This is a genomic window from Pseudomonas sp. Fl5BN2 (assembly GCF_009908205.1).
Classification (GTDB): Bacteria; Pseudomonadota; Gammaproteobacteria; order Pseudomonadales; family Pseudomonadaceae; genus Aquipseudomonas.
The window spans coordinates 1-22,629 of record NZ_JAAARL010000002.1; the positions used below are offsets into that span (position 1 = coordinate 1).

The 22,629-nt window shown below is 59.8% G+C and carries 18 protein-coding genes; 6 read left to right on the forward strand and 12 right to left on the reverse strand.

The window, feature by feature from the left end:
* The first annotated feature begins 3 nt into the window (after positions 1-3).
* Positions 4-2,682, forward strand: coding sequence for a DEAD/DEAH box helicase (locus GV819_RS02375; protein ID WP_256667338.1), 2,679 nt, complete (start codon positions 4-6; stop codon positions 2,680-2,682).
* Positions 2,683-2,824: 142 nt separating this feature from the next.
* On the opposite strand, the gene nagZ is transcribed toward GV819_RS02375, so the two are convergent.
* Together nagZ and GV819_RS02385 are read right to left on the reverse strand one after the other, a co-directional pair.
* Positions 2,825-3,823: a beta-N-acetylhexosaminidase gene (gene nagZ / locus GV819_RS02380; RefSeq protein WP_178125928.1), complete on the reverse strand. Its 999-nt coding sequence runs from the start codon at positions 3,821-3,823 to the stop codon at positions 2,825-2,827.
* A gap of 203 nt (positions 3,824-4,026) precedes the next feature.
* Positions 4,027-4,734, reverse strand: a complete 708-nt coding sequence (locus tag GV819_RS02385) for a TetR/AcrR family transcriptional regulator (RefSeq protein WP_161753135.1) — start codon at positions 4,732-4,734, stop codon at positions 4,027-4,029.
* Positions 4,735-4,985: 251 nt separating this feature from the next.
* Between GV819_RS02385 and lexA the strand changes: the two genes are divergently transcribed.
* Positions 4,986-5,591 carry a transcriptional repressor LexA gene (gene lexA, locus GV819_RS02390; RefSeq protein ID WP_161753137.1) on the forward strand — a complete coding sequence of 202 codons (606 nt, stop codon included), beginning with the start codon at positions 4,986-4,988 and terminating at the stop codon, positions 5,589-5,591.
* Positions 5,592-5,601: 10 nt separating this feature from the next.
* On the forward strand, positions 5,602-6,075 hold the full coding sequence (gene sulA / locus GV819_RS02395; RefSeq protein ID WP_161753139.1) for an SOS-induced cell division inhibitor SulA: 474 nt from the start codon (positions 5,602-5,604) through the stop codon (positions 6,073-6,075).
* Between the two features lie 106 nt (positions 6,076-6,181).
* On the opposite strand, the gene GV819_RS02400 is transcribed toward sulA, so the two are convergent.
* From GV819_RS02400 to GV819_RS02435, 8 genes are all read right to left on the reverse strand, one after another.
* Positions 6,182-6,415, reverse strand: a complete 234-nt coding sequence (locus GV819_RS02400) for a hypothetical protein (RefSeq protein ID WP_011060267.1) — start codon at positions 6,413-6,415, stop codon at positions 6,182-6,184.
* 142 nt (positions 6,416-6,557) lie between these two features.
* The gene (locus GV819_RS02405; RefSeq protein ID WP_161753141.1) at positions 6,558-7,577 is read right to left on the reverse strand and encodes a hypothetical protein; all 1,020 of its coding nucleotides are present in this window, start codon (positions 7,575-7,577) and stop codon (positions 6,558-6,560) included.
* Between the two features lie 50 nt (positions 7,578-7,627).
* Positions 7,628-8,152 carry a DUF6586 family protein gene (locus GV819_RS02410; protein ID WP_161753143.1) on the reverse strand — a complete coding sequence of 175 codons (525 nt, stop codon included), beginning with the start codon at positions 8,150-8,152 and terminating at the stop codon, positions 7,628-7,630.
* A gap of 158 nt (positions 8,153-8,310) precedes the next feature.
* Entirely contained in the window at positions 8,311-10,929 is a 2,619-nt protein-coding gene (gene topA, locus GV819_RS02415; protein ID WP_161753145.1) for a type I DNA topoisomerase, read from the reverse strand.
* 114 nt (positions 10,930-11,043) lie between these two features.
* Positions 11,044-11,280 carry a DUF1653 domain-containing protein gene (locus tag GV819_RS02420; protein WP_161753147.1) on the reverse strand — a complete coding sequence of 79 codons (237 nt, stop codon included), beginning with the start codon at positions 11,278-11,280 and terminating at the stop codon, positions 11,044-11,046.
* A gap of 96 nt (positions 11,281-11,376) precedes the next feature.
* Positions 11,377-12,552, reverse strand: coding sequence for an acetyl-CoA C-acyltransferase FadA (gene fadA, locus GV819_RS02425; RefSeq protein WP_161753149.1), 1,176 nt, complete (start codon positions 12,550-12,552; stop codon positions 11,377-11,379).
* A 28-nt stretch (positions 12,553-12,580) separates the two neighbouring features.
* The gene (gene fadB, locus GV819_RS02430; RefSeq protein ID WP_161753151.1) at positions 12,581-14,728 is read right to left on the reverse strand and encodes a fatty acid oxidation complex subunit alpha FadB; all 2,148 of its coding nucleotides are present in this window, start codon (positions 14,726-14,728) and stop codon (positions 12,581-12,583) included.
* 561 nt (positions 14,729-15,289) lie between these two features.
* Entirely contained in the window at positions 15,290-15,694 is a 405-nt protein-coding gene (locus GV819_RS02435) for a hypothetical protein (RefSeq protein WP_368668868.1), read from the reverse strand.
* Between GV819_RS02435 and GV819_RS33070 the strand changes: the two genes are divergently transcribed.
* Both GV819_RS33070 and GV819_RS02440 read left to right on the forward strand, forming a co-directional pair.
* On the forward strand, positions 15,600-15,797 hold the full coding sequence (locus GV819_RS33070; protein WP_256667351.1) for a hypothetical protein: 198 nt from the start codon (positions 15,600-15,602) through the stop codon (positions 15,795-15,797). The two genes, GV819_RS02435 and GV819_RS33070, sit on opposite strands and share 95 nt — an antisense overlap.
* Positions 15,798-15,827: 30 nt before the next feature.
* Complete coding sequence (locus GV819_RS02440; protein WP_161753155.1) at positions 15,828-16,265, forward strand: universal stress protein; 438 nt, start codon at positions 15,828-15,830, stop codon at positions 16,263-16,265.
* Between the two features lie 96 nt (positions 16,266-16,361).
* On the opposite strand, the gene GV819_RS02445 is transcribed toward GV819_RS02440, so the two are convergent.
* Positions 16,362-18,281, reverse strand: coding sequence for an ATP-binding cassette domain-containing protein (locus GV819_RS02445; RefSeq protein ID WP_161753157.1), 1,920 nt, complete (start codon positions 18,279-18,281; stop codon positions 16,362-16,364).
* A 213-nt stretch (positions 18,282-18,494) separates the two neighbouring features.
* On the opposite strand from GV819_RS02445, the gene GV819_RS02450 reads away from it, so the two are divergent.
* On the forward strand, positions 18,495-20,423 hold the full coding sequence (locus GV819_RS02450; RefSeq protein ID WP_161753159.1) for a transglycosylase SLT domain-containing protein: 1,929 nt from the start codon (positions 18,495-18,497) through the stop codon (positions 20,421-20,423).
* Between the two features lie 251 nt (positions 20,424-20,674).
* On the opposite strand, the gene GV819_RS02455 is transcribed toward GV819_RS02450, so the two are convergent.
* Positions 20,675-22,450: an ABC transporter transmembrane domain-containing protein gene (locus tag GV819_RS02455; RefSeq protein ID WP_178125922.1), complete on the reverse strand. Its 1,776-nt coding sequence runs from the start codon at positions 22,448-22,450 to the stop codon at positions 20,675-20,677.
* Between the last annotated feature and the right edge of the window lie 179 nt (positions 22,451-22,629).

The following is a 22,629-nucleotide window of genomic DNA, read 5'->3' on the forward strand; positions in this document are numbered from 1 at the left end:
CCCCTGACCAAACCCCTCGCCCCGTCCTGGATCAATCGCTTCAAGGAACAAACCTTGGAGCGCGGCCGACGCTACGCCCTGGATAAACGCGTGCGTATCGTCAGCGCTGGAGACAGCGCTATCAATGCCAGCTGCGAAGGCTCTGGCGGCAACGTCTATCGGCAGACCATCAGCCTGCGTGAGTCGAGCAAAGGCAACCTGCTGCTGATCGACGGGCACTGTAGCTGTCCGGTCCACAGCAACTGCAAGCACGTCGCCGCAGTCCTGATGCAAGTGGAAGAAACCTTGGCCTACCCGGCGGCGGCAAAAGACGCCGAGCTGCTGGAGAAACTTTCTGCCGTCCTCGACAGCCGTCGCCCTGCAGCGCTGCCACAACAGTTGCTGGAGGATGTCCAGCCAGTGCCGCGCCTGTGGCTGGCGAGCATCGAATTCAGCGCCTTCGAACCACGCAACGGCAAGATGCAGCGCTATATCCAGCACCGCGCCGCGCTGTCGTTCAACTATAGGGGCGAGTACGTCAGCGGCCAGAAAAATGCCGACCTGATCATCCGCCAGGAACACCAGACCCTGCGGATCAAACGCCAGCCGGAGATGGAACAAGGCTACCGCGAGCAACTGCGGAGCCTGGGCTTCAAGATCGCCACCCGACAGAGCAAGGCCCTGCCGGAAAGCGCCGGCGATCTGTTCGAGATGACCAATGACAGCGCCTGGCTAACCTTCACTCTCAATGAACTGCCCAAGCTGCGCAGCCAGAACTGGGAGTTGCAGATCGATGAAGACTTCGGTTTCGACCTGACAGCAGTGGACGACTGGTACGCCAGTGTCGACGAAGCCCCCGGACGTGACTGGTTCGATCTGGAGCTGGGGATCATCGTCAACGGCGAACGCCTGAGCCTTCTGCCCATCCTGCTCAACCTGATGCGCTCCCACACCGAGATCCTCAACCCAGAGCGCCTGGCCAGGCGTCGCGATGACGAACTGATCCTGGTGAACATTCCCCATCGCCCCAACTCCGCGCATGGCCCGCTGCAAGTGGCACTGCCGTACGGGCGCCTGAAGCCGGTGCTGGCGACCCTGGGTGAGTTCTATCTGCAAGAACCTGGCGAGACCACCCTGCGCCTGAGCAGCGCCGACGCCATACGCCTGAACCCGTTGCAGGACCTGCCACTGCTCTGGGAGGGCGGCGAGCACATCCGCACCTTTGCCCAGCGCCTGCGGGACATCAAGGACTACTCGGCACCGGTCCCGGAGGGTTTGAACGCGACTCTGCGCCCTTACCAGCAGGAAGGCTTGAGCTGGATGCAGTCACTGCGTCAGCTGGAAGTCGGCGGCATCCTCGCCGACGACATGGGCCTGGGCAAAACCCTGCAGACCCTGGCGCACATCCTCAGCGAGAAAAACGCCGGCCGCCTGGACCGACCCTGCATGGTAGTCATGCCCACCAGCCTGATTCCCAACTGGCTGGACGAAGCGGCGCACTTCACCCCGCAGCTCAAGGTCCTGGCCCTGTACGGAGCCGGGCGCAAAAAGCACTTCGGGCAGCTGGCCGATTACGACCTGCTGCTGACCACCTACGCGTTGCTGCCCAAGGACATCGAACAACTGGCCGCACAACCCTTGCATGTACTGATCCTCGACGAGGCGCAGTACATCAAGAACCCGTCGAGCAAGGCCGCCCAGGCTGCCCGGGACCTCAATGCCCGCCAACGCCTGTGCCTGTCCGGCACGCCCCTGGAGAACCACCTGGGAGAACTCTGGTCACTGTTCCACTTCCTGCTGCCGGGCTGGCTTGGTGACGCCAAGAGCTTCAACCGCGACTATCGGGTGCCGATCGAAAAGCATGCCAGTGAAGTACGCCTGCAGCACCTGAATGGCCGGATCAAGCCTTTCCTCCTGCGCAGAACCAAGGAACAAGTGGCAACCGAGCTGCCGCCCAAGACCGAGATCATCCACTGGGTCGAGCTCAACGAAGCGCAGCGTGACGTCTACGAAACCATGCGCCTGGCCATGGACAAGAAAGTCCGCGACGAAATCACCCGCAAGGGCGTGGCCCGCAGTCAGATCATCATTCTCGAAGCGCTGCTCAAGCTGCGTCAGGTGTGCTGCGACCTGCGCCTGGTCAACGATTCGCCACCGGCACGGGGCAGTACATCGGGCAAGCTCGACAGCCTGATGGAGATGCTCGAGGAGTTGTTCGAAGAGGGTCGGCGCATCCTCCTGTTCTCGCAGTTCACCTCAATGCTGAGCCTGATTGAGGCTGAGCTGAAACGACGCAACATCGCCTACGCCCTGCTTACCGGCCAGACCCGGGACCGACGTACACCGGTGCGCGACTTCCAGAGCGGCAAGCTGCAGATTTTCCTTATCAGCCTCAAGGCCGGCGGCGTCGGTCTCAACCTGACCGAGGCCGACACCGTGATTCACTACGATCCCTGGTGGAACCCGGCAACCGAGAGCCAGGCCACCGACCGCGCCTATCGCATTGGCCAGGAAAAACCGGTATTCGTCTACAAGCTGATTGCCCGGGGCACCGTGGAAGAGAAGATCCAGCACCTGCAACAGGAGAAATCGGACCTCGCAGCAGGCGTATTGGATGGCCGCAAGGCCGGTGATTGGAAGCTGCAGAACGAAGATATCGAAGCACTGTTCGCTCCGCTGCCGGATAAACAAGCAGCCCGCTAAACAGCTGAGGACGAGCCAGCGTCCACAGTGCAGCCGACGATGACTGCACTGCGAACGTCATGATCTGTCAGCCATGTCGAGGCAACAGCCTCAACTGCCACCTCGCTCACCGACAAGCGCAAGACACCAATGCCAAGCGCCCTCAATCAATCAGTTGAGCGGCCCTCAGCGCACCCAGTGCGGTAAGCCAGCGAGGTGCCTGCTTGTACTCGACACTGGCAACAGCCTGGCCACGCATTCGCGCGATGCGCGGCGACGGCCGCACCTTCAGGCGCTGCACCGCGCTGAGGGCCAACTCAGCCGCCGCGCGATCGTTGCACACCAGGCCCATGTCGCAACCGGCGGACAGCGCAGCTTCGATGCGGCTCGCCGCATCCCCCACCACATGAGCACCGGCCATGGACAAGTCATCGCTGAAGATGACCCCATCGAATTGCAGCTCGCCACGCAGAATGTCCTGCAGCCAGCGGCGGGAGAAGCCTGCCGGCTGCGGATCGACTTGTGGGTAGATGACATGGGCTGGCATAACTGCCGCCAGTTGCCTGCTCAGGCGGGCGAACGGCAGCAGGTCCTTGGCACGGATTTCATCCAAGCTGCGCTCGTCGCTGGGAATTGCCACATGGGAGTCGGCTTCGGCCCAGCCGTGCCCCGGAAAATGCTTGCCGGTAGCAGCCATGCCAGCACCGTTCATACCACGGATAAAGGCCCCGGCCAGCAGCGCCGCCAGCTCGGGATCCCCCTCGAAAGCACGACTGCCCACCACCGCGCTGCGCTGGTGATCAAGGTCCAGGACTGGAGCGAAACTCAGGTCCAAACCCACTGCCAGCACTTCGGTGGCCATGATCCAGCCACATTGCTCGGCCAAGTACTCGGCATTCGGATTGTCCGCCAGGGCGCGCATGGCCGGCAGGCGGACAAAGCCCTGACGCAGCCGCTGCACCCGGCCCCCCTCCTGATCCACCGCCAGTAGCAGGTCCGGACGAATCGCGCGAATTGCCGCGCTGAGTTCACGCACCTGGCGCGGATGCTCAATATTGCGGGCAAATATGATCAGGCCGCCCACTTCCGGATGACGCAGGAGTTGGCGATCTTCAGCCGTCAGCCAGGTACCGGCGACGTCCACCATCAAGGAGCCTTGCAGGCCAGCGGTCATAAACATTCCTTAAGCACAGATGCGCGCACCATCAACGATGGATTCCAATGAACGCAGACAGGGCCGGATCCGCCACGGATGCAACCGGGCCAATCGGCGTCGGCGAGAGGAGAAGGCACAGGGGGTATAAAACAAGAATCGGCATGGGCGGCTAGCTTAGCGGATGTAAGCTGTCGCGCCCAGCCGTGAGGTCAAGCCTTGGCGACTGCCGGGGCTAACTTGCTGCGCGGCTTGAGCTGGGCGCTGGCCATGGCTTCGTCCGTGACACCGGTTTCGGCACGCATGCCCGCTGCGAGAAACGGCACCATCAAGCGCATGACCTGCTCAATCGAGGTATTGACCCCGAAATCGGTCTCGGCGATGGCCCGCAATGCCTTGATCCCCGACATGCTGAACGCCGCCGCACCCAGCATGAAGTGAACGCGCCAGAACAGCTCGATGGGTGGAATGCGCGGCGCTGCTTCGTTGACCAGCAGCATGTAACGGCGAAACACCTTGCCGTACATGTCTTCCAGATAACGCCGCAAATGCCCCTGGCTCTGACTGAAGGCCAGCCCTAGCAGGCGCATGAAGATCGACAGGTCATTGCCGCTACGCGGCTGCACTACCAACGCCTGCTCGACGAGGATCTCCAGCAGTTCTTCCAGGCTCGGCTTGTTGTCCGGCTTGGACTGGCGTCGCTCCAGCTCGCGATCGAGGCTGATGCAGAACGGCCCGAGAAAACGCGAGAACACCGCCTGGATAAGGGCCTTTTTGGAACCGAAATGATAGTTGACCGCTGCCAGGTTGACCCCGGCCTTGCTGGTGATCAGCCGCAACGAGGTCTCGGCAAAACCTTTTTCCGCGAACAACTGCTCGGCAGCATCGAGAATGCGTTCAACGGTTTCCGACTGGGCCATGGCTACTCCGCCTGACAAACACTTGTTTGAAACATACGTTTCAGGCTCTGCAATGTCAAGCCTGCAAGCCTCCCCAGAGGCCATTCGGCGCGCTATTTAATCACACCTGCCGGCCACTGTAGCCAGCCTTCGGCGGCGGACTCCGACACTTGGATGACAACCTCCCGGCCAACCATGGGAAAAGGAGGATTGCCAAGCGACGTTCACTGTATATAATCCCAGTCACTGTATAAAAAGACAGAGCGATCGACATGCTAAAACTGACGCCACGCCAAGCTGAGATTCTGGCTTTTATCAAACGCTGCCTTGAAGACAACGGCTACCCGCCTACCCGCGCCGAAATTGCGCAGGAACTGGGGTTCAAATCCCCCAATGCCGCAGAAGAACACCTCAAGGCCCTGGCCCGCAAAGGCGCGATCGAGATGACTCCCGGAGCCTCCCGCGGGATCCGCATTCCCGGTTTCGAGGCCAAGACTGACGACTCGCTGCCCATCATCGGCCGTGTCGCTGCCGGCGCACCGATCCTGGCCCAGCAGCACATCGAAGAGTCCTGCAACATCAACCCGGCCTTCTTCCATCCCCGTGCCGATTACCTGCTTCGGGTCCACGGCATGAGCATGAAGGACATTGGTATCTTCGACGGCGACCTGTTGGCGGTCCACACCACTCGCGAAGTCCGCAACGGCCAAGTAGTGGTGGCGCGCATCGGTGACGAGGTCACGGTCAAGCGCTTCAAGCGCGAAGGCAGCAAAGTCTGGCTGATGGCCGAGAACCCTGAATTCGCCCCCATCGAAGTCAACCTGAAAGACCAGGAACTGGTGATCGAAGGCTTGAGTGTCGGCGTCATTCGCCGCTAAAGGAGGCTCCATGCAGTTCCCCCACACACCACAGCAAGCACAACTGCCACTGTTCGAAGCGTTTCTGCTCCAGCCATTGGCGCCAGCGCTCAAGGAAGTAGTCGAATCGCCCTGGAACAAAGATCCAGAAGCTTTCAGCGAACTGTCGTTACGCGGTGCCACCGGGAACTGCCTGAACCTCCTGGCACCGATCCTCAGGGAACTGAGTCAGGATCAGGACGCCCGCTGGTTAACCCTGATCGCCCCTCCCTCTAGCCTGACCCAGAGCTGGTTGCGGGACGCCGGACTGAATCGCGAACGTATTCTGCTGCTACACCCCCGCGGCAACCAGAGCCCGCAACAGCTGGCCTGTGAAGCCCTGCGCCTGGGCCGCAGCCATACGGTGGTCAGCTGGTTGAACCCACTGAGCGGCGGCGCCCGGCAACAGCTGATCAGCGCCGCACGCACAGGCGATGCGCAAAGCCTGAATATTCGCCTGGGATAAACACCGGAAAGTCGCTGGAAATTCGCCTGAATGGCGCAAGGCTTCTCCAGGATTGAGAAGCCGAAACAAATACGACGAGCAGCAAGAAGAAAACCGATAAACGGACTTAGTGAAGAACCCGCGGACCGTCTTCCTTGTCGATTTCACCCTCAACCAAGCGACCAGCCATCTGTACGCCGACGCTCAACATGGCCTTGGCCACTTCCACATGCTGACCTTGCAGAAAGGCTTTGGCGTCCTCGGAGAAATCCAAAGTAACCAGAGAACCCTCGTCCTCAGCTCTGCGCAGCTCGATACGACCGTCTGGCAACTCGACAATTTCTAGAAAGGACGTTGGCATAAAAGTCTGTTCTCCACGAAAGGGCGGGATTATATCAGTCATCGCCCCGCCCTCGCTCGGGATCTTGAGCAAGCTTAACTGACTCACCAGCACAACTCTCCGCCTATATCCCCCTAATCAAGGCCAACCACCCTTCCAGCCGTTACTGCCCTATTCCCTCGGCAACGACCAAGGAAAACTCAGGAGCGGGCTCCTGCAACTCCGCCAGCCGATGCACCAGCTCCAATATCGGGTACAACCCCGGCAATTCGATACCCGCCTTGATCCGCTCACGAAAGGACGGAAGATCGCTGAGCGGCCCGGGATCGGCATAAGCCATGACTTCGGCATCGTCGAAGCTCAGGCACAGTCGCCCCTGGCTGGAAAATTCCAGGTTCACTTTTTCCAGGCGGCGTGCAAGCCCCATCAAGAAGAGCTGGATCGCAGGCGTGGCGAAGCTCGTGCAACAGGCCTGGTCACTGCCGCGCAACACAAAAGCCTGATTGAAATCGTCGCAATCAACCTTGAAGCGCCGACCTGTCAATGATCGTTCCTGGGGGTCGGTCAGGGCCGAAATGCCTCTGACCCAGGGAAAATCCAGTACCAGGCTATAGCGACTGAAGGTCTCATAGACCGTATTGTAGCTGCCGCCTGCTCCACGTTCGCTTCGCGAGCTCACGTACTGCAGATGGTAATACTCGAACGCCAACGAGTGCCGGACTCCGTGGTAAATGCCCTGGATCGACTCCACGATATAGCGACGCTCATTACCTCGGTCGTAATCAACAAACTCGTTGTTCAGCCTCTTCAGGCACCAGTCTGCGTCACTATCGACTTCACTCAGGTCATTACTGAATAGCGCACACTTGCGGGCGATATTCGACGCCAGCCCCGTCAACGAGCCAGACAACCCCTTCCTGACGTAGTAGCTGAAGAAACAGCAAGCCAAGCCCACCCAGAACATGACCCCCATGTCATCCATCAACAGCAAGGCAGCGAACGAAGCAATGGCCAGGACCAGCAGCGCTATTGACTGCACATGGTCAAACTCCAGCCCGCCAGGGAATATCTCGAGCCTGTCGAGCACTTCCAGCAGATCCGCCTTGGACCGGGCGCGAGTGACCCGCACCTGACTATCGTCCAGCAGGCGAACCAGCGCCTGATCACGTAAAAAAAACAGCATGACTCATCCTTGATCAAATCATCGAACGTCGAATCAACCGGCGATCAGCCTCAACACTCGTTCAGACCATCACGAAAGCGAATCGCCAGAGCCTTGAGGTTCTGCCGCCAGCTCTCCAGCTCTTCCCGACTCAGTTCCTCTTCCGGCTCCTGCTCATCCAGGTTGACTGCCACAATCAGTGGCTGAGTCACATCACCCTTGGGCTTGTGCGGCGCACGGGGCGGCTGGAACAGCGCGCCATAGGCCGACAACAGCTGAGCCAGCCAGGTTTGCGGACTATTCGCCAGCTCCAGCAACTCCGCCAACTCAGGAATGGCAATGCTCTCCAGCACCTCACGGCTGAGGATCTGCTCGACACGAGCGGCATTGGCCTGTGGCAACCTGTAGAACCCGGCAATTTCATGGCAAAGCCCCAGCAAGGCTCCGTACAGATGAAACAACACCGACTCACGACCTGCCTGAACCTGCGCCTGAGCATTCATCGCCCGCGCCTCTTCAGCGCGGGCCAAAACCTCCAGCGACAAGCCGGCAAAATAGATTTTCTGATTGGTACGGGTATAGAGCTCGTGGGCCATATAGGCAGCCTCCACCAGGAGAGAGAACCGAATGCGGATGGCACAGTTTCAGGGATCACTCCGACTTGCCGCAAGCCAAAAGAAAGGCCGCATGAGACCTGGGGGCTTCATGCGGCCTTGTCCAACAGCGCGCCGAGAAACAAGTCTCGGCGCCCCTGTCACTTGGTGCGTTTGTCTTCGACCTTCCAGCTGCCGCCGTCGTAGAAGGCACGCCAGCCGGTGGGCTTACCATCGACCTCGGTCTGTACGTACTGCTCCTTAGTCTTGCGGCTGTAACGCACCACTGCTGGACGGCCATCCGGATCCTTCTTCGGCGCTTCGCAGAGAAAGTGATACTTCGGATCGATTTCGTCCTTGTGCGGGATCAGCTCAAGCACCAACGGCGCACGGGTCTCGCGGTTTTTCGGGAACTGGCTGGCGGCCAGGAACAGACCCGATGCACCATCGCGCAAGATGTAGGTGTCGTTGACCTTCTCACACTTCAGCTCAGGCATCTTCACCGGATCCATCTTCGGTGGCGCCGCATCACCACTCTTCAGCAACTTGCGAGTGTTCTTGCAGGTCGGGTTGGTGCAGCCGAAGAACTTGCCAAAACGGCCGGTCTTGAGCTGCATCTCACTGCCGCACTTGTCGCACTCCAGGCTCGGCCCCTCATACCCCTTGATCCGGTAACTGCCTTCTTCGATCTCGTAGCCGGCGCAATCCGGGTTGTTACCGCAGATGTGCAGCTTGCGCTTCTCGTCCAGCAGGTAAGCATCCATCGCCGTGCTGCAGATTGGGCAACGGTGTTTTCCGCGCAGCACCAGGGATTCGGACTCACCCTCATCGTCTGCAGCGATCTCGTCACCCGGCACCAGGTTGACGGTGGCCTTGCAACGCTCCTTAGGCGGCAGGCTATAACCCGAGCAGCCAAGGAACACGCCAGTCGACGCAGTACGGATCTGCATAGGCCGACCGCAGGTCTGGCACGGAATGTCGGTCATCACCGGCTGGTTGGCGCGCATGCCGCTTTCAGCGCTCTCGGCCACTTCGAGCTTCTTCTTGAAGTCGCCGTAGAACTCGTCGAGCACATTCTTCCAGTCGCGCTCGCCCTGAGCCACGTCATCGAGGTTCTCTTCCATGCCGGCGGTGAAGCCGTAGTCCATGAGATTGGAGAAACTCTCGGAAAGACGCTCGGTGACGATGTCGCCCATTTTTTCCGAGTAGAAACGACGGTTGTGCAAAGTCACATAACCGCGATCCTGAATGGTCGAAATGATCGCAGCGTAGGTCGATGGACGACCGATACCGCGCTTTTCCATTTCCTTCACCAGGCTGGCTTCGGAGTAGCGCGCCGGCGGCTTGGTGAAGTGCTGGCTCGGGTCGAGCTTGATCAGCTTCAACACTTCGCCCTGAGCCATTTCCGGCAGCACATCGTCATCGCCCGGCTTGGCCATTTGCGGCATGACCCGGGTGTAGCCGTCGAACTTGAGGATGCGACCCTTGGCACGCAGTTCGAAGCCACCCGCAGCAACACTGACGGTGGTAGACAGGTACTGCGCTGGCAGCATCTGGCAAGCCAGGAACTGACGCCAGATCAGCTCGTAGAGACGCTCAGCGTCACGCTCCATGCCCGACAGCTTGCTTGGCTCGGTGTTGGCGTCGGAAGGGCGAATCGCTTCGTGAGCCTCTTGCGCACCTTCCTTGCTGCTGTAGACATTCGGGTTTTCCGGCAGGTACTTCTTGCCGAACTCGCCTTCAATATAAGTACGCGCCATCGTCACGGCGTCAGCCGAAAGGTTGGTCGAGTCGGTACGCATATAGGTGATGTAGCCCGCTTCATACAGACGCTGAGCCATCATCATGGTCTTCTTCACCCCGAAGCCCAGGCGGTTGCTCGCGGCCTGCTGCAGGGTGGAAGTAATGAACGGTGCCGACGGCTTGCTGCTGGTGGGCTTGTCTTCGCGCTTGGCAACGCTGTAGGCCGACGCCTTGAGCTTCTCCAGGGCAGCCATGGCCTGGGTCTCATTGAGCGGCTTGAAGGCTTCACCGTTTTCACGAGCCACTTCAAAACGCACATTCGAACCCTTGGCGGTACCAAGATCCGCGTGTATTTCCCAGTATTCTTCCGGGATGAAGGCACGAATCTCACGCTCGCGCTCTACCACCAGCTTCACTGCTACCGATTGCACACGACCGGCCGACAAGCCGCGGGCGATCTTCGCCCACAACAGTGGCGAGACCATGTAACCCACAACGCGGTCGAGGAAGCGTCGGGCCTGCTGCGCATTGACCCGATGAATATCCAGCTCACCCGGCTTGGAAAACGCCTCTTGAATAGCTTTCTTGGTGATTTCGTTGAACACCACGCGCTTATAACGGCTGTCATCACCACCAATGGCTTCCCGCAGGTGCCAGGCAATTGCCTCCCCCTCGCGGTCCAAGTCCGTTGCGAGATAGATGGTGTCAGCATCCTTGGCGAGCCGGCGCAGCTCTTCGATGACCTTTTCCTTGCCTGGAAGGATCTCGTACTTGGCTTTCCAGCCATGTTCCGGATCAACACCCATGCGCGAGACCAGCTGCTTGCGCGCTTTCTCTTTAGGCGAAAGCGCGGGCGCCTCACCAGCGGCAGCCTTGCCACGCTTCGCGGCTGGCTCTTTGGCGGCACTTGCCGAACCGCTGGTGGGCAGGTCTCGGATATGGCCGATACTCGACTTCACCACGTATTGGTTACCCAAGTACTTGTTGATGGTCTTGGCCTTAGCCGGGGATTCCACAATGACCAGCGATTTGCCCATGGATCAGAAAATTCCTGAATTCGAGAAGTGAAAGGCGGTTGGCGCCTGACGCGGCACCGCTATATATAGTGGCAACAAGGTGAGGTCAAGCGCAGGGTACTGCGCGACCTGCGCTTATGCCGGTAAAAAAAGACTGGGTTCGACCTGCACCAAAGCAAAGCGCGGGACCTGCTCGCCGTCAACTTCGACCGACTCCAGGAACATGCTCAAGGGCCGCACCCAAAAGCCGTAATCGCCATACAGGGCTTGGTAAAACACCACTTCTTCTTCCGTTTCCGAGTGCCGCGCAACGCTGAAAACGCGGTACTGCGGCCCCTTGTAATGCTGATAGAGCCCGGGTTGTAACTGCATGCTCTGGCCTTCGTGGAAAACTTTTAAAAAAAACAAATAAATCTTCAGAAAAACAAAAACCGGGGCACTGGGCCCCGGCTTCCATCAACCAGACGCTTACACGCGTTCGAAGACGGTCGAGATGCCCTGGCCAAGGCCGATGCACATGGTGGACACACCGAAGGTGCCGCCATTCTGCTTCATGACGTTGAGCAAGGTCCCGGAGATACGCGCACCGGAGCAACCGAATGGGTGACCCAAGGCGATCGCGCCGCCGTGCAGGTTAACCTTCTCGTTCATCTTGTCGAGCACTTTCAAATCTTTCAGCACTGGCAGGGCCTGTGCTGCGAAAGCTTCGTTGAGCTCGAAGAAGTCGATATCGGCGATCCCCAGGCCCGCACGCTTCAGGGCTTTCTGCGTGGCCGGTACTGGACCATAGCCCATGATGGCCGGATCCACACCCGCCACTGCCATCGAACGGATCACCGCCATCGGCTGGATGCCCAGGTCCTGGGCACGCTGGGCCGACATCACGATCATGCACGAGGCACCATCAGTGATCTGCGACGAAGTACCGGCAGTCACAGTACCGCCCTTCGGATTGAACGCTGGCTTCAACGCCGCCAGGCTTTCCAGGGTGGTCTCGGGACGAATGGTTTCGTCGTAGTCGAACAGCTTCAGGAAACCGTTCTCGTCATAACCCTGCATCGGGATGATTTCATCCTTGAACTTGCCTTCCACGGTCGCCTTGTGGGCGAGTTGGTGGGAACGCACGCCAAAGGCGTCCTGGGCTTCACGAGTGATGCCATGCATCTTGCCCAGCATCTCGGCGGTCAGCCCCATCATGCCCGAGGCTTTCGCCGCGTACAGGGACATGTGCGGGTTCGGATCGACACCGTGCATCATGCTCACGTGGCCCATATGCTCGACGCCACCCACGACGAACACGTCACCGTTGCCGGTCATGATCGCTTGTGCAGCAGTGTGCAGAGCGCTCATGGACGAGCCACACAGGCGGCTGACGGTTTGACCTGCAGCCGTGTGCGGGATCTGAGTCATCAGGGAAGCCATGCGGGCGATGTTCCAGCCCTGCTCCAGGGTCTGGTTCACGCAGCCCCAGATCACGTCCTCGACTTCGTTGGGGTCAACCTTGACGTTGCGCTCCAGCAACTTGCTGATCAGGTGCGCAGACATGTCTTCGGCGCGGGTGTTGCGGTGCATGCCGCCCTTGGAGCGGCCCATCGGAGTACGACCGAAGTCGACAATCACGACGTCTCTAGGATTCAAGCTCATATGTTCACTCTCGCTCTAGTGTGGGCGCTTAACCGAAGAAGCTCTGGCCGTTCTTGGCCATTTCACGCAGCTTCGCAGTCGGGTGGTACAGCGCGCCCAGATCGGCGTACTGGTCGGCCAGGGCAACGAACTCGGCGACACCGATGGAATCGATGTAACGCAGCGCACCGCCACGGAATGGAGGGAAACCAATACCGTAGACCAGACCCATGTCAGCTTCGGCCGCAGTTTCAACGATGCCGTCTTCCAGGCAACGAACGGTTTCCAGGCACAGCGGGACCATCATCCAGTTGATGATGTCTTCGTCGGTGACTTCACGCTGCTCGTAAACGATCGGCTTGAGCACTTCCAGTACCGACGGATCGACAACCTTCTTCTGCTTGCCGCGCTTGTCGGTCTCGTAGGCGTAGAAGCCCTTGCCGTTCTTCTGGCCCAGGCGCTTGGCTTCGTAGAGCACGTCCACGGCCGAACGACGGTCATCCTTCATGCGATCCGGGAAACCCTCAGCCATCACATCGCGACCGTGGTGGCCGGTGTCGATGCCGACCACGTCCATCAGGTACGCCGGGCCCATTGGCCAGCCGAATTTTTCCATGATCTTGTCGATGCGCACGAAGTCCACACCGGCGCTGACCAGCTTGGCGAAACCGCCGAAGTACGGGAACAGCACCCGGTTGACCAAAAAGCCCGGGCAGTCATTGACCACGATCGGGTTCTTGCCCATTTTCTTGGCGTAGGCAACGGTGGTGGCAACCGCCAGCTCGCTGGATTTTTCACCACGAATCACTTCAACCAGCGGCATCATGTGCACCGGGTTGAAGAAGTGCATGCCAACGAAATTTTCCGGACGCTTGAGGGCCTTGGCCAGCAGGCTGATGGAAATCGTCGAGGTGTTGGAGGCGAGGATAGTGTCCTCTTTCACGTGCTCTTCGACTTCAGCCAGAACGGCTTGCTTGACCTTCGGATTCTCGACAACGGCTTCGACAACTAGGTCGACGTGGCCGAAATCGCCGTAGGACAGCGTAGGGCGAATGCCATTGAGCACTTCAGCCATCTTCGCTGCAGTCATGCGGCCCTTGTCAACGCGGCCCACCAGCAGTTTCGCGGCTTCCGCCAGCCCCTGCTCGATACCGTGCTCGTTGATATCCTTCATCAGGATCGGCGTGCCTTTGGAGGCCGACTGATAGGCGATGCCGCCACCCATGATACCGGCGCCGAGTACGGCAGCCTGCTTCACGTCCTTGGCGATCTCGTCATAGGCCTTGGCCTTTTTCTTCAGCTCCTGATCGTTCAGGAACAGGCCGATCAGGCTCTGAGCGGCAGAGGTCTTGGCCAGTTTGACGAAGCCTGCGGCTTCCACTTCCAGAGCCTTGTCGCGACCGAAGTTGGCAGCTTTCTGGATGGTCTTGATCGCTTCGACCGGGGCCGGGTAGTTCGGGCCGGCCTGGCCAGCCACGAAACCTTTGGCGGTTTCGAAAGCCATCATCTGCTCAATGGCATTGAGCTTGAGCTTTTCCAGCTTCGGCTGACGCTTGGCCTTGTAGTCGAACTCGCCGGAAATGGCGCGCTTGACCAGGGCCAAAGCGGCGTCCTTGAGTTTATCGGGAGCAACCACAGCGTCGACGGCACCGACTTTCAGCGCATCTTCAGCACGGTTTTCCTTGCCGGCAGCAATCCATTCGATGGCGTTGTCGGCACCGATCAGGCGCGGTAGACGTACGGTACCGCCGAAGCCAGGGTAGATGCCCAGTTTGACTTCCGGCAGGCCGATCTTGGCGCTGGCAGCCATGACGCGGTAGTCCGCCGCCAGGCACATTTCCAGGCCTCCGCCCAGGGCGATGCCATTGATCGCAGCAACGGTCGGTACATTGAGGTCTTCGAAATCGCTGAAGATCTTGTTGGCTTCGAGGTTGCCAGCCACCAGCTCGGCATCCGGCAGCTTGAAGTTGTCGACAAACTCGGTGATGTCGGCACCGACGATGAACACGTCCTTGCCACTGCTGACGATCACGCCCTTGATCGAAGCATCTGCCTTGATGGTGTCAACAGCCTGACGCAGTTCGTTCAGGGTTAGACGGTTGAACTTGTTGACGGACTCACCCTTGAGGTCGAAATTCAATTCGACGATGCCACTTTCAAGAGCCTTAACCGTGATGGCTTTACCTTCGTAAATCATCAACTGATCTCCACGATATGGAAGCTGAACAGTACACGTCGGACGCTGACTTCTGGCATGACACTGACGTCACCGTCGATGCTAACGCCAATCCGCCAGGCACACCCGCCAACGCGATAGTCGGGATTCTGTATAGAGCCGCTTGAGATACAAACGCTCATTTCATACGCCCGTTTGATTTGGGTACGCCACATTCAGGGAAAACCCGACAATTGTCAATCGTACAAAATACCGTTTGAAACGCGACTTTGCGGTCACTTCATCGCCCCGGAATGATCAACACACCCACGCACTTATAACCATTCATAGGATCAATATTTAGAAAAGTCGCCCTAAATCGCCCACCAACAGGGACAAAGAGCAACTAAACTCGGGAAATATCCGAAGAAGAATTGACCCGTCCTTGCACTCGGACAGCGAGGGTGATCAACATGCAGAGAGAGAGCCACTCAAGAGTGGCTCAAGCGAGCTTACCGGCCTGCCTGGCCATCCCGCCCGATGCTGATGTCGGGCTTTTTATTGCCAGGCGTTCGCGATTGCCGCGTGCACCCGCCTACTGTTTCAGGCCAGCGCCTTGAGCAAAGAGGCAATATCCTGCAAAACACTGACTTCGCCACGTTCATTCCAGTACAAGGCGATCATCTGCTTGTCAGCCTCCACCTTGAACACACCCGACGGCAACGACTGCAGATGCTTGAGTAACAACTCATCGACACAAGGCTCACGCCACTGATTGACCCAACTCCCCGGGGCCACCTGCCAATAACTCCAACAGGCCGATTGCTGGCTACGCCGTGGCCGGTGGTACTGCGGACAAGGGTTAGGCGGCTCCTGGCCCAGCCAGTGCGGCCACTCCTGAGGCGCCAACTGCATGGCCAAACCCATGCGGCGCGCCTCCATCCGCAAGGCGATCAGCCCGCTTTGTCGGCGCGAGGGCCGCAGCCACGCCAACGGGCTTAGAACCACTGCAAGGATTGACACCACTATCCAGACCGTCATATCTGTACTCTCGATTCTTGATGAGCGGGGCGACGATGAAACCGACCCGCTTGAAACCAGCCATACTTGAAGCTATTGCAATCCTCAGGAGGAGCGCCTCATGTCCTACCACCATGTTCTGGTCGCCGTAGATCTAACCGAAGAGTGCGATCCTGTTATCCACCGCGCTCGTGAGCTGTCGGTAAGCAATGGAGCCAAGCTGTCCCTGGTGCACATTGTCGAACCCATGGCCATGGCGTTCGGCGGTGATGTGCCCATGGACCTCTCGCAACTGCAACAACAGCAGTTCGACCAGGCCAAGGAGCGCCTGGACCGGCTGATCAACAAGTATCCGGAGCTGACCAAGGAGTACAGCCACCTGACTTATGGCCAACCGCGCCAGGAGATTCACCACCTGGCCAAGGAACAGGAATGCGACCTGATCGTGGTTGGCAGCCACGGCCGTCATGGCCTGGCCCTTCTCCTGGGCTCCACCGCCAATGATGTCCTGCATGGCGCGCCTTGTGACGTGCTGGCAGTGCATCTGGCCAAACGCTGAGCCTACTCCAGGCAGTTACCGATCAGAAAATCCCGGCCTCCACGCCGACAAAAAGCCCGACTATTAAGTCGGGCTTTTTTATCAACCGTCGATCACTCAGGCATCCAGCTCCGCCCAACGCTCGACCATCTGCTCCAGCTCGGCATTCAACTGCTCCAGCCGGGCAATGACAGCAGCGGTTTCTGCCGCTGGGCGCTGATAGAAAGCGCCATCGGCCATTTCCGCCTCGACACCGGCAATCTGCTGCTCCATGGCATCAATCTGCCCAGGCAATGCCTCAAGCTCGCGCTGCAGTTTGTAGCTGAGTTTCTTCTTTGCCGCCGGCTCCTGTGCAGGAGCCGGCGCTTCGGCTTGCACCGACGGCACTACGGCGGAATTCAGCTCGGCCTTGCCGGACTTGTTCTCGCTCACTCCCAGCAGCCGCGGCGAACCGCCCTGGCGCAGCCAGTCCTGATAACCGCCAACGTATTCACGAACCTTGCCCTCGCCTTCAAACACCAGCGTGCTGGTAACCACGTTGTCGAGGAAGGCCCGGTCGTGGCTGACCATCAGCACAGTGCCCTGGAACGTCAGCAGCACTTCTTCCAGCAGCTCGAGGGTTTCCACGTCGAGATCGTTGGTCGGTTCGTCGAGAACCAGCAGGTTGGCCGGCTTGCTGAACAGCTTGGCCAGCAACAGTCGTGCACGCTCACCACCGGACAGCGCCTTGACCGGCGTGCGGGCACGCTGCGGGCTGAACAGGAAGTCACCGAGGTAACTCAGCACGTGACGGCTCTGACCATCGATGTCGATGAAGTCGCGACCTTCGGCGACGTTGTCGATCACGGTCTTTTCCAGGTCCAGTTGGTGACGCAACTGGTCGAAATAGGCCACATCGATCCGCGTGCCCTCTTCTACCTTGCCGCTGCTAGGCACCAGGCCACCGAGCATCAACTTGAGCAGGGTGGTCTTGCCGGTGCCGTTGGCGCCCAGCAGGCCAATGCGATCACCGCGCTGCAGGACCATGGAGAAATCCTTGACCAGGAACGGGCCACCCGGATGAGCGAAGCTGACGTTCTCCAGCACCATCACCTGCTTGCCGGACTTGTCTGCGGTTTCCAGCAGGATATTGGCCTTGCCGGTGCGCTCGCGACGCTCGCTGCGTTCAACCCGCAGTGCCTTGAGGGCACGCACACGGCCTTCGTTACGAGTCCGTCGGGCCTTGATGCCCTGGCGAATCCAGACTTCTTCTTGGGCCAGACGCTTATCGAACAGCGCGTTGGCGGTTTCTTCCGCCGCCAGCATGGCTTCTTTATGCACCAGGAAACTGGCGTAGTCGCCATTCCAGTCGATCAGCCCGCCGCGATCCAGTTCGAGGATGCGAGTGGCCAGGTTCTGCAGGAAGGAACGGTCGTGGGTAATAAAAAGCACCGCACCCTGGAAATCCTTCAGCGCCTCTTCCAGCCAGGCAATCGCGCCGATGTCCAGGTGGTTGGTCGGTTCGTCGAGCAGCAACAGGTCCGGCTCGGAGACCAAGGCCTGGGCCAGCAGTACGCGGCGCCGCCAGCCGCCGGACAGCTCGGCGAGGGTCTTGTCAGCGGGCAGTTGCAGGCGGCTCAGGGTGCTGTCAACCAGTTGCTGCAGACGCCAGCCGTCACGGGCTTCGAGGTCGTGCTGGACATGCATCAGCTTTTCCAGATCAGCGTCAGTGACGATGTTCTGGCTCAAATGGTGGTACTGGGCAAGCAGCTCGCCGACACCGTCCAGGCCCTGGGCGACCACGTCGAACACGGTCCGCTCGTCGGCCACCGGCAATTCCTGGGGCAACTCGCCGATCTTCAGACCGGGTGCACGCCATACGGAGCCGTCATCGGGCTTCTGATCGCCCTTGACCAGCTTCATCATGCTGGATTTGCCAGTACCGTTACGGCCGATGATGCACACCCGCTCACCACGGGCGATCTGCCAGGACACCTTGTCCAACAACGGCATGGCGCCGAAAGCAAGGGACACATCGCTGAATTTGAGCAGGGTCATGTTCTTCTCCAAAAACCGGGCGCGCATTCTACCTGACTTGCGCCCTCAGAAGGCCGGCTATTTCATGCCCGAAGGCCCCGACCACACTTTTGTTGCCAACTGATGCCAGCGGGCCGGCAAAGCTTTCACCGGTTGCTGGCAAAAGGCTAAGCTAGTGAACAATCAGTGCCGGCCCTGTCGGCACTAGTCATGATTTCTCTGCCCGGACGTCTCATGCGCAGTCGCCTTTTCAGCCTTTTATCTTGCCTGCTTCTTTCTGCCACTGCCGTCCAATCCGCCCAGGCGGCGGACCTGACCCTGCAACGTCAGTACTACGATGAAGCCAAGCGCGCCCTGGCCAAGGGTGATTCCGGGCCCTATTTCCGTTATGCCGATGCGCTGCACGATTACCCCTTAGAGCCGTACCTGGCGTACGACGAACTCACCGCTCGCCTGAAGAGTGCCAGCAATCCCGAGATCGAGAAGTTCCTCGCTGAACATGGCGACCTGCCCCAGGCGAACTGGATGAAGCTGCGCTGGTTGCGCTGGCTGGCGGAGCGTGGCGACTGGGCCACCTTCACCAAGTACTACGATCCGAAACTCAACTTCACCGAACTGGACTGCCTCAACGGCCAGTACCAACTGGGCCACAACCTCAAGGCCGAAGGTTACGCAGCCACTGAGAAACTCTGGTTGACCGGCAAATCCCAGCCGGCTGCCTGCGACGCGCTGTTCGCCCAGTGGGCTGCCGAAGGCCAGCTGACCGAACAGAAGCGCTGGCAACGGGCCAAGCTGGCAGCCGAAGCCCGCAACTACCCCCTGGCCAACAGCCTGGTAAAAAGCATGACCAGTCTGGCGCCTCAAGGCCGCCTGCTGGTGGACGTGGCGCAAAAACCCGAACTGCTGAGCCAGCCCTCACGTTTCCAGCCGGCCGATGAAGCCATGTCCGACGTGGTCGGCCTCGGCTTGCGGCGCCTGGCGCGCCAGGACCCGGACAAGGCCATGGCCCTGCTCGACGGCTATGCCAGCAGCATGCACTTCTCTCGTGACGAAAAAGTGGCCATCGCTCGCGAAATCGGCCTGACCCTGGCTCGCCGCTTCGACAGTCGCGCCTTGGACGTGATGACCAAGTACGACCCTGAACTGCGTGACAATACGGTCTCCGAATGGCGCCTGCGCCTGCTGCTGCGCCTTGCACGCTGGGAAGATGCCTATCAGTTGACCCGCAAATTGCCTCAGGACCTGGCCACCACTAACCGCTGGCGCTACTGGCAGGCTCGCAGCCTGGAACTGGCCGAGCCGAAGAACCCGCAGGCCCTGGTACTGTTCAAGAGCCTGGCCCGAGAGCGGGACTTCTATGGCTTCCTGGCCGCTGATCACGCCAAGGCCCCCTACCAGCTGAACAACCAGCCGCTGGTGCTCAGCCAGACCCTCATCAACAAAGTGCGCAACACCCCAGGCGTACGGCGCGCCCTGGAACTCCATGCTCGCGGGCAGATCGTCGACGGGCGCCGTGAGTGGTACCACGTCAGCCGGCATTTCAACCGTGACGAGATGGTCGCCCAGGCCAAGCTGGCCTACGACCTGAAGTGGTACTTCCCGGCCATTCGCACCATCAGCCAGGCCCAGTACTGGGACGATCTGGATATCCGCTTCCCCATGGCCCACCGCGACACCCTGGTGCGTGAAGCCAAGGTTCGCGGCCTGCATTCCAGCTGGGTATTTGCCATCACCCGCCAGGAAAGCGCCTTCATGGACGACGCCCGCTCCGGCGTGGGCGCCAGCGGCCTGATGCAACTGATGCCCGGCACTGCCAAGGAAACCGCACGCAAATTCAGCATTCCCCTGTCCTCCCCACAGCAAGTGCTGGACCCGGACAAGAATATTCAGCTGGGAGCCGCCTACCTGAGCCAGGTCCACAGCCAGTTCAATGGCAACCGGGTACTGGCCTCTGCCGCCTACAACGCTGGCCCCGGGCGAGTGCGTCAGTGGCTCAAGGGCGCAGACCACCTGAGCTTCGACGTGTGGGTGGAAAGCATTCCTTTCGACGAAACCCGCCAGTATGTGCAGAACGTCCTGTCCTACTCGGTGATCTATGGCCAAAAGCTCAATTCGCCACAGCCGCTGGTGGATTGGCATGAGCGCTATTTCGACGATCAGTAATCATTGGCAACCGACAACAATGCCCGCAGCGATGCGGGCATTATCGTTTATGGGCTTGGGCAGAAGCCGGTCCGCGCCAACAGACGCACAACCAGCTGCAGCCACTACCGAGCCCGAGGGGCGGTAGCTGTAACCAGGCGCGACGTGACCGCAAACCCAGCAATGGCGCGCCACCAACCCTCACACAAGCGCAGCTTTGGCGAGGACCGCACCCTCGCAAGTTCGGCGCAGCTACAAGGGCTCGAAAAAAGTCATTCAGCCCGAGCGCCGTCACTGAATTGCAGCGCTGCCAGGCGCGCATACAGCGGGTTGCTGGCAATCAGTTGCTGGTGAGTGCCCACCGCCACCAGCGCGCCTTGATCCATGACCGCGATCCGGTCGGCGTTCTTCACCGTGGCCAGGCGATGGGCAATCACCAGGGTGGTGCGGTTTTTCATCAGGCTGGGCAAAGCTTGCTGGATCAGGTGCTCACTCTGCGCATCCAGGGCGCTGGTGGCCTCATCCAGCAGCAGGATCGGTGCATCCACCAACAACGCTCGGGCAATCGCCAGGCGTTGTCGCTGACCGCCGGAAAGCCCCAGCCCCGCATCCCCCAGGTGAGTCTGGTAACCCTCTGGCATCTGCTCGATGAACTCATGGGCATAGGCGATCTTCGCCGCTTCCTGAACCTGCGCCAGGGTCGCATCCGGATTGCCGTAGCGAATGTTCTCTTCGATGCTGCCGTAGAACAGTGCCGGACTCTGCGACACCAGGGCAAAGCAACGCCGCAGGTCCAACGGATCGAGCTGGGTCAGAGGCACACCATCCAGAAGGATCTGGCCCTGTTGCGGATCATAGAAGCGCAACAGCAGGTCATACAGGGTGGATTTCCCCGCCCCGGACGGCCCAACCAATGCCAGGGTTTCCCCTGCATGGATACTCAGGCTCAGCCCATCGACGGCATAGCGATCCGGACGTGACGGGTAGGAAAAGCGCAGGTTGTCCAGTTCCAGATCGCCGCGCACCCGCGCTGGCAAGCTCACGCGCCCGCTACTGGGTGGCTGGATGATGTTGTCCGCCCGCAGCAGTTCGGCGATCCGTTCCGCCGCCCCGGCAGCACGCTGCAACTCGCCGATCACTTCACTCAAGGTGCCAAAGGCGCTGCCAACGATCAGACTGTAGAAAACGAATGCCGCCAACTCGCCTCCGGAAATCCTCCCGGCGATCACATCCATGCCACCGACCCAGAGCATCACGCCCACCGCGCCCAGCACCAGAACAATCACTAGCGTAATCAGCCAGGCACGCTGGACAATCCGCTTGCGCGCAGTATCGAAGGCCTCCTCCACCGTCACCGCAAAACGTCGCTCGTCCTGGGCCTGGTGGTTGTAGGCCTGGACCGTCTTGATCTGGCCGAGGGTTTCCGACACGTAGCTACCAACATCGGCGATCCGGTCCTGGCTCAGGCGCGACAGGCTGCGCACCCGACGACCGAAAAACAGGATCGGTACCAGCACCAGCGGCAAGGCGATCACCACAATGCTGGTGAGTTTGGGATTGGTGACGAACAGCAGGACGATCCCCCCCAGCACCATCAGCGTGTTACGCAGGAACAACGACAGCGAAGAACCGATCACCGATTGCAGCAAGGTGGTGTCCGCCGTCAGCCGCGACTGGATTTCCGAACTTCGATTGTTCTCGTAGAACCCGGGATGCAGATAAATCAGGTGATTGAACACCTGGCGCCGGATATCCGCCACGCAACGCTCGCCAATCCACGACACCAGGTAGAAACGCACGAAAGTGCCCACCGCCAGCGCCACGACCAGCAGCAGAAACAAGCCGATGGACTGATTAAGCAAATGAGGAGACTGGGTCATGAATCCCTGGTCCACCAACAAGCGAATGCCCTGCCCCATGGACAGGGTAATCCCCGCAGTGAGGATCAGCGCCAGCAAGGCACCCAGCGCCTGCCAACGGTAAGGAGCGATAAAGCGGCTGGCCAGGTGCAGCGCCCGACGGTGACGAGAAGAAAGCATGCAGTTCATCCATTGACGCGCCGACGAGTGACCCGTTGCAGCGACGGCAACGAGATGAATTCGCAGGAACTTTGGTAAATCACAATGAGTCAGGTTGATTATGACCGCTAACACTAGAGCCTAGAGATTATCGGTCTAATCTGTGGCTGGCACTCCCCGGATATTTCTGTTGGAGTGAAGTCACCGGG

Excerpts from the sequence above, each read along its gene's own strand:
- lexA (WP_161753137.1), top strand. The coding sequence starts at position 4,986 with ATGCTAAAACTGACGCCACGCCAAGCTGAGATTCTGGCTTTTATCAAA.
- GV819_RS02405 (WP_161753141.1), bottom strand. The coding sequence starts at position 7,577 with ATGCTGTTTTTTTTACGTGATCAGGCGCTGGTTCGCCTGCTGGACGAT.
- topA (WP_161753145.1), bottom strand. The coding sequence starts at position 10,929 with ATGGGCAAATCGCTGGTCATTGTGGAATCCCCGGCTAAGGCCAAGACC.
- GV819_RS02420 (WP_161753147.1), bottom strand. The coding sequence starts at position 11,280 with ATGCAGTTACAACCCGGGCTCTATCAGCATTACAAGGGGCCGCAGTAC.
- GV819_RS02385 (WP_161753135.1), bottom strand. The coding sequence starts at position 4,734 with ATGGCCCAGTCGGAAACCGTTGAACGCATTCTCGATGCTGCCGAGCAG.
- GV819_RS02410 (WP_161753143.1), bottom strand. The coding sequence starts at position 8,152 with ATGGCCCACGAGCTCTATACCCGTACCAATCAGAAAATCTATTTTGCC.
- fadB (WP_161753151.1), bottom strand. The coding sequence starts at position 14,728 with ATGATTTACGAAGGTAAAGCCATCACGGTTAAGGCTCTTGAAAGTGGC.
- GV819_RS02445 (WP_161753157.1), bottom strand. The coding sequence starts at position 18,281 with ATGACCCTGCTCAAATTCAGCGATGTGTCCCTTGCTTTCGGCGCCATG.
- GV819_RS33070 (WP_256667351.1), top strand. The coding sequence starts at position 15,600 with ATGGCCAAACCCATGCGGCGCGCCTCCATCCGCAAGGCGATCAGCCCG.
- GV819_RS02450 (WP_161753159.1), top strand. The coding sequence starts at position 18,495 with ATGCGCAGTCGCCTTTTCAGCCTTTTATCTTGCCTGCTTCTTTCTGCC.
- GV819_RS02455 (WP_178125922.1), bottom strand. The coding sequence starts at position 22,450 with ATGAACTGCATGCTTTCTTCTCGTCACCGTCGGGCGCTGCACCTGGCC.
- fadA (WP_161753149.1), bottom strand. The coding sequence starts at position 12,552 with ATGAGCTTGAATCCTAGAGACGTCGTGATTGTCGACTTCGGTCGTACT.
- sulA (WP_161753139.1), top strand. The coding sequence starts at position 5,602 with ATGCAGTTCCCCCACACACCACAGCAAGCACAACTGCCACTGTTCGAA.
- GV819_RS02400 (WP_011060267.1), bottom strand. The coding sequence starts at position 6,415 with ATGCCAACGTCCTTTCTAGAAATTGTCGAGTTGCCAGACGGTCGTATC.
- GV819_RS02440 (WP_161753155.1), top strand. The coding sequence starts at position 15,828 with ATGTCCTACCACCATGTTCTGGTCGCCGTAGATCTAACCGAAGAGTGC.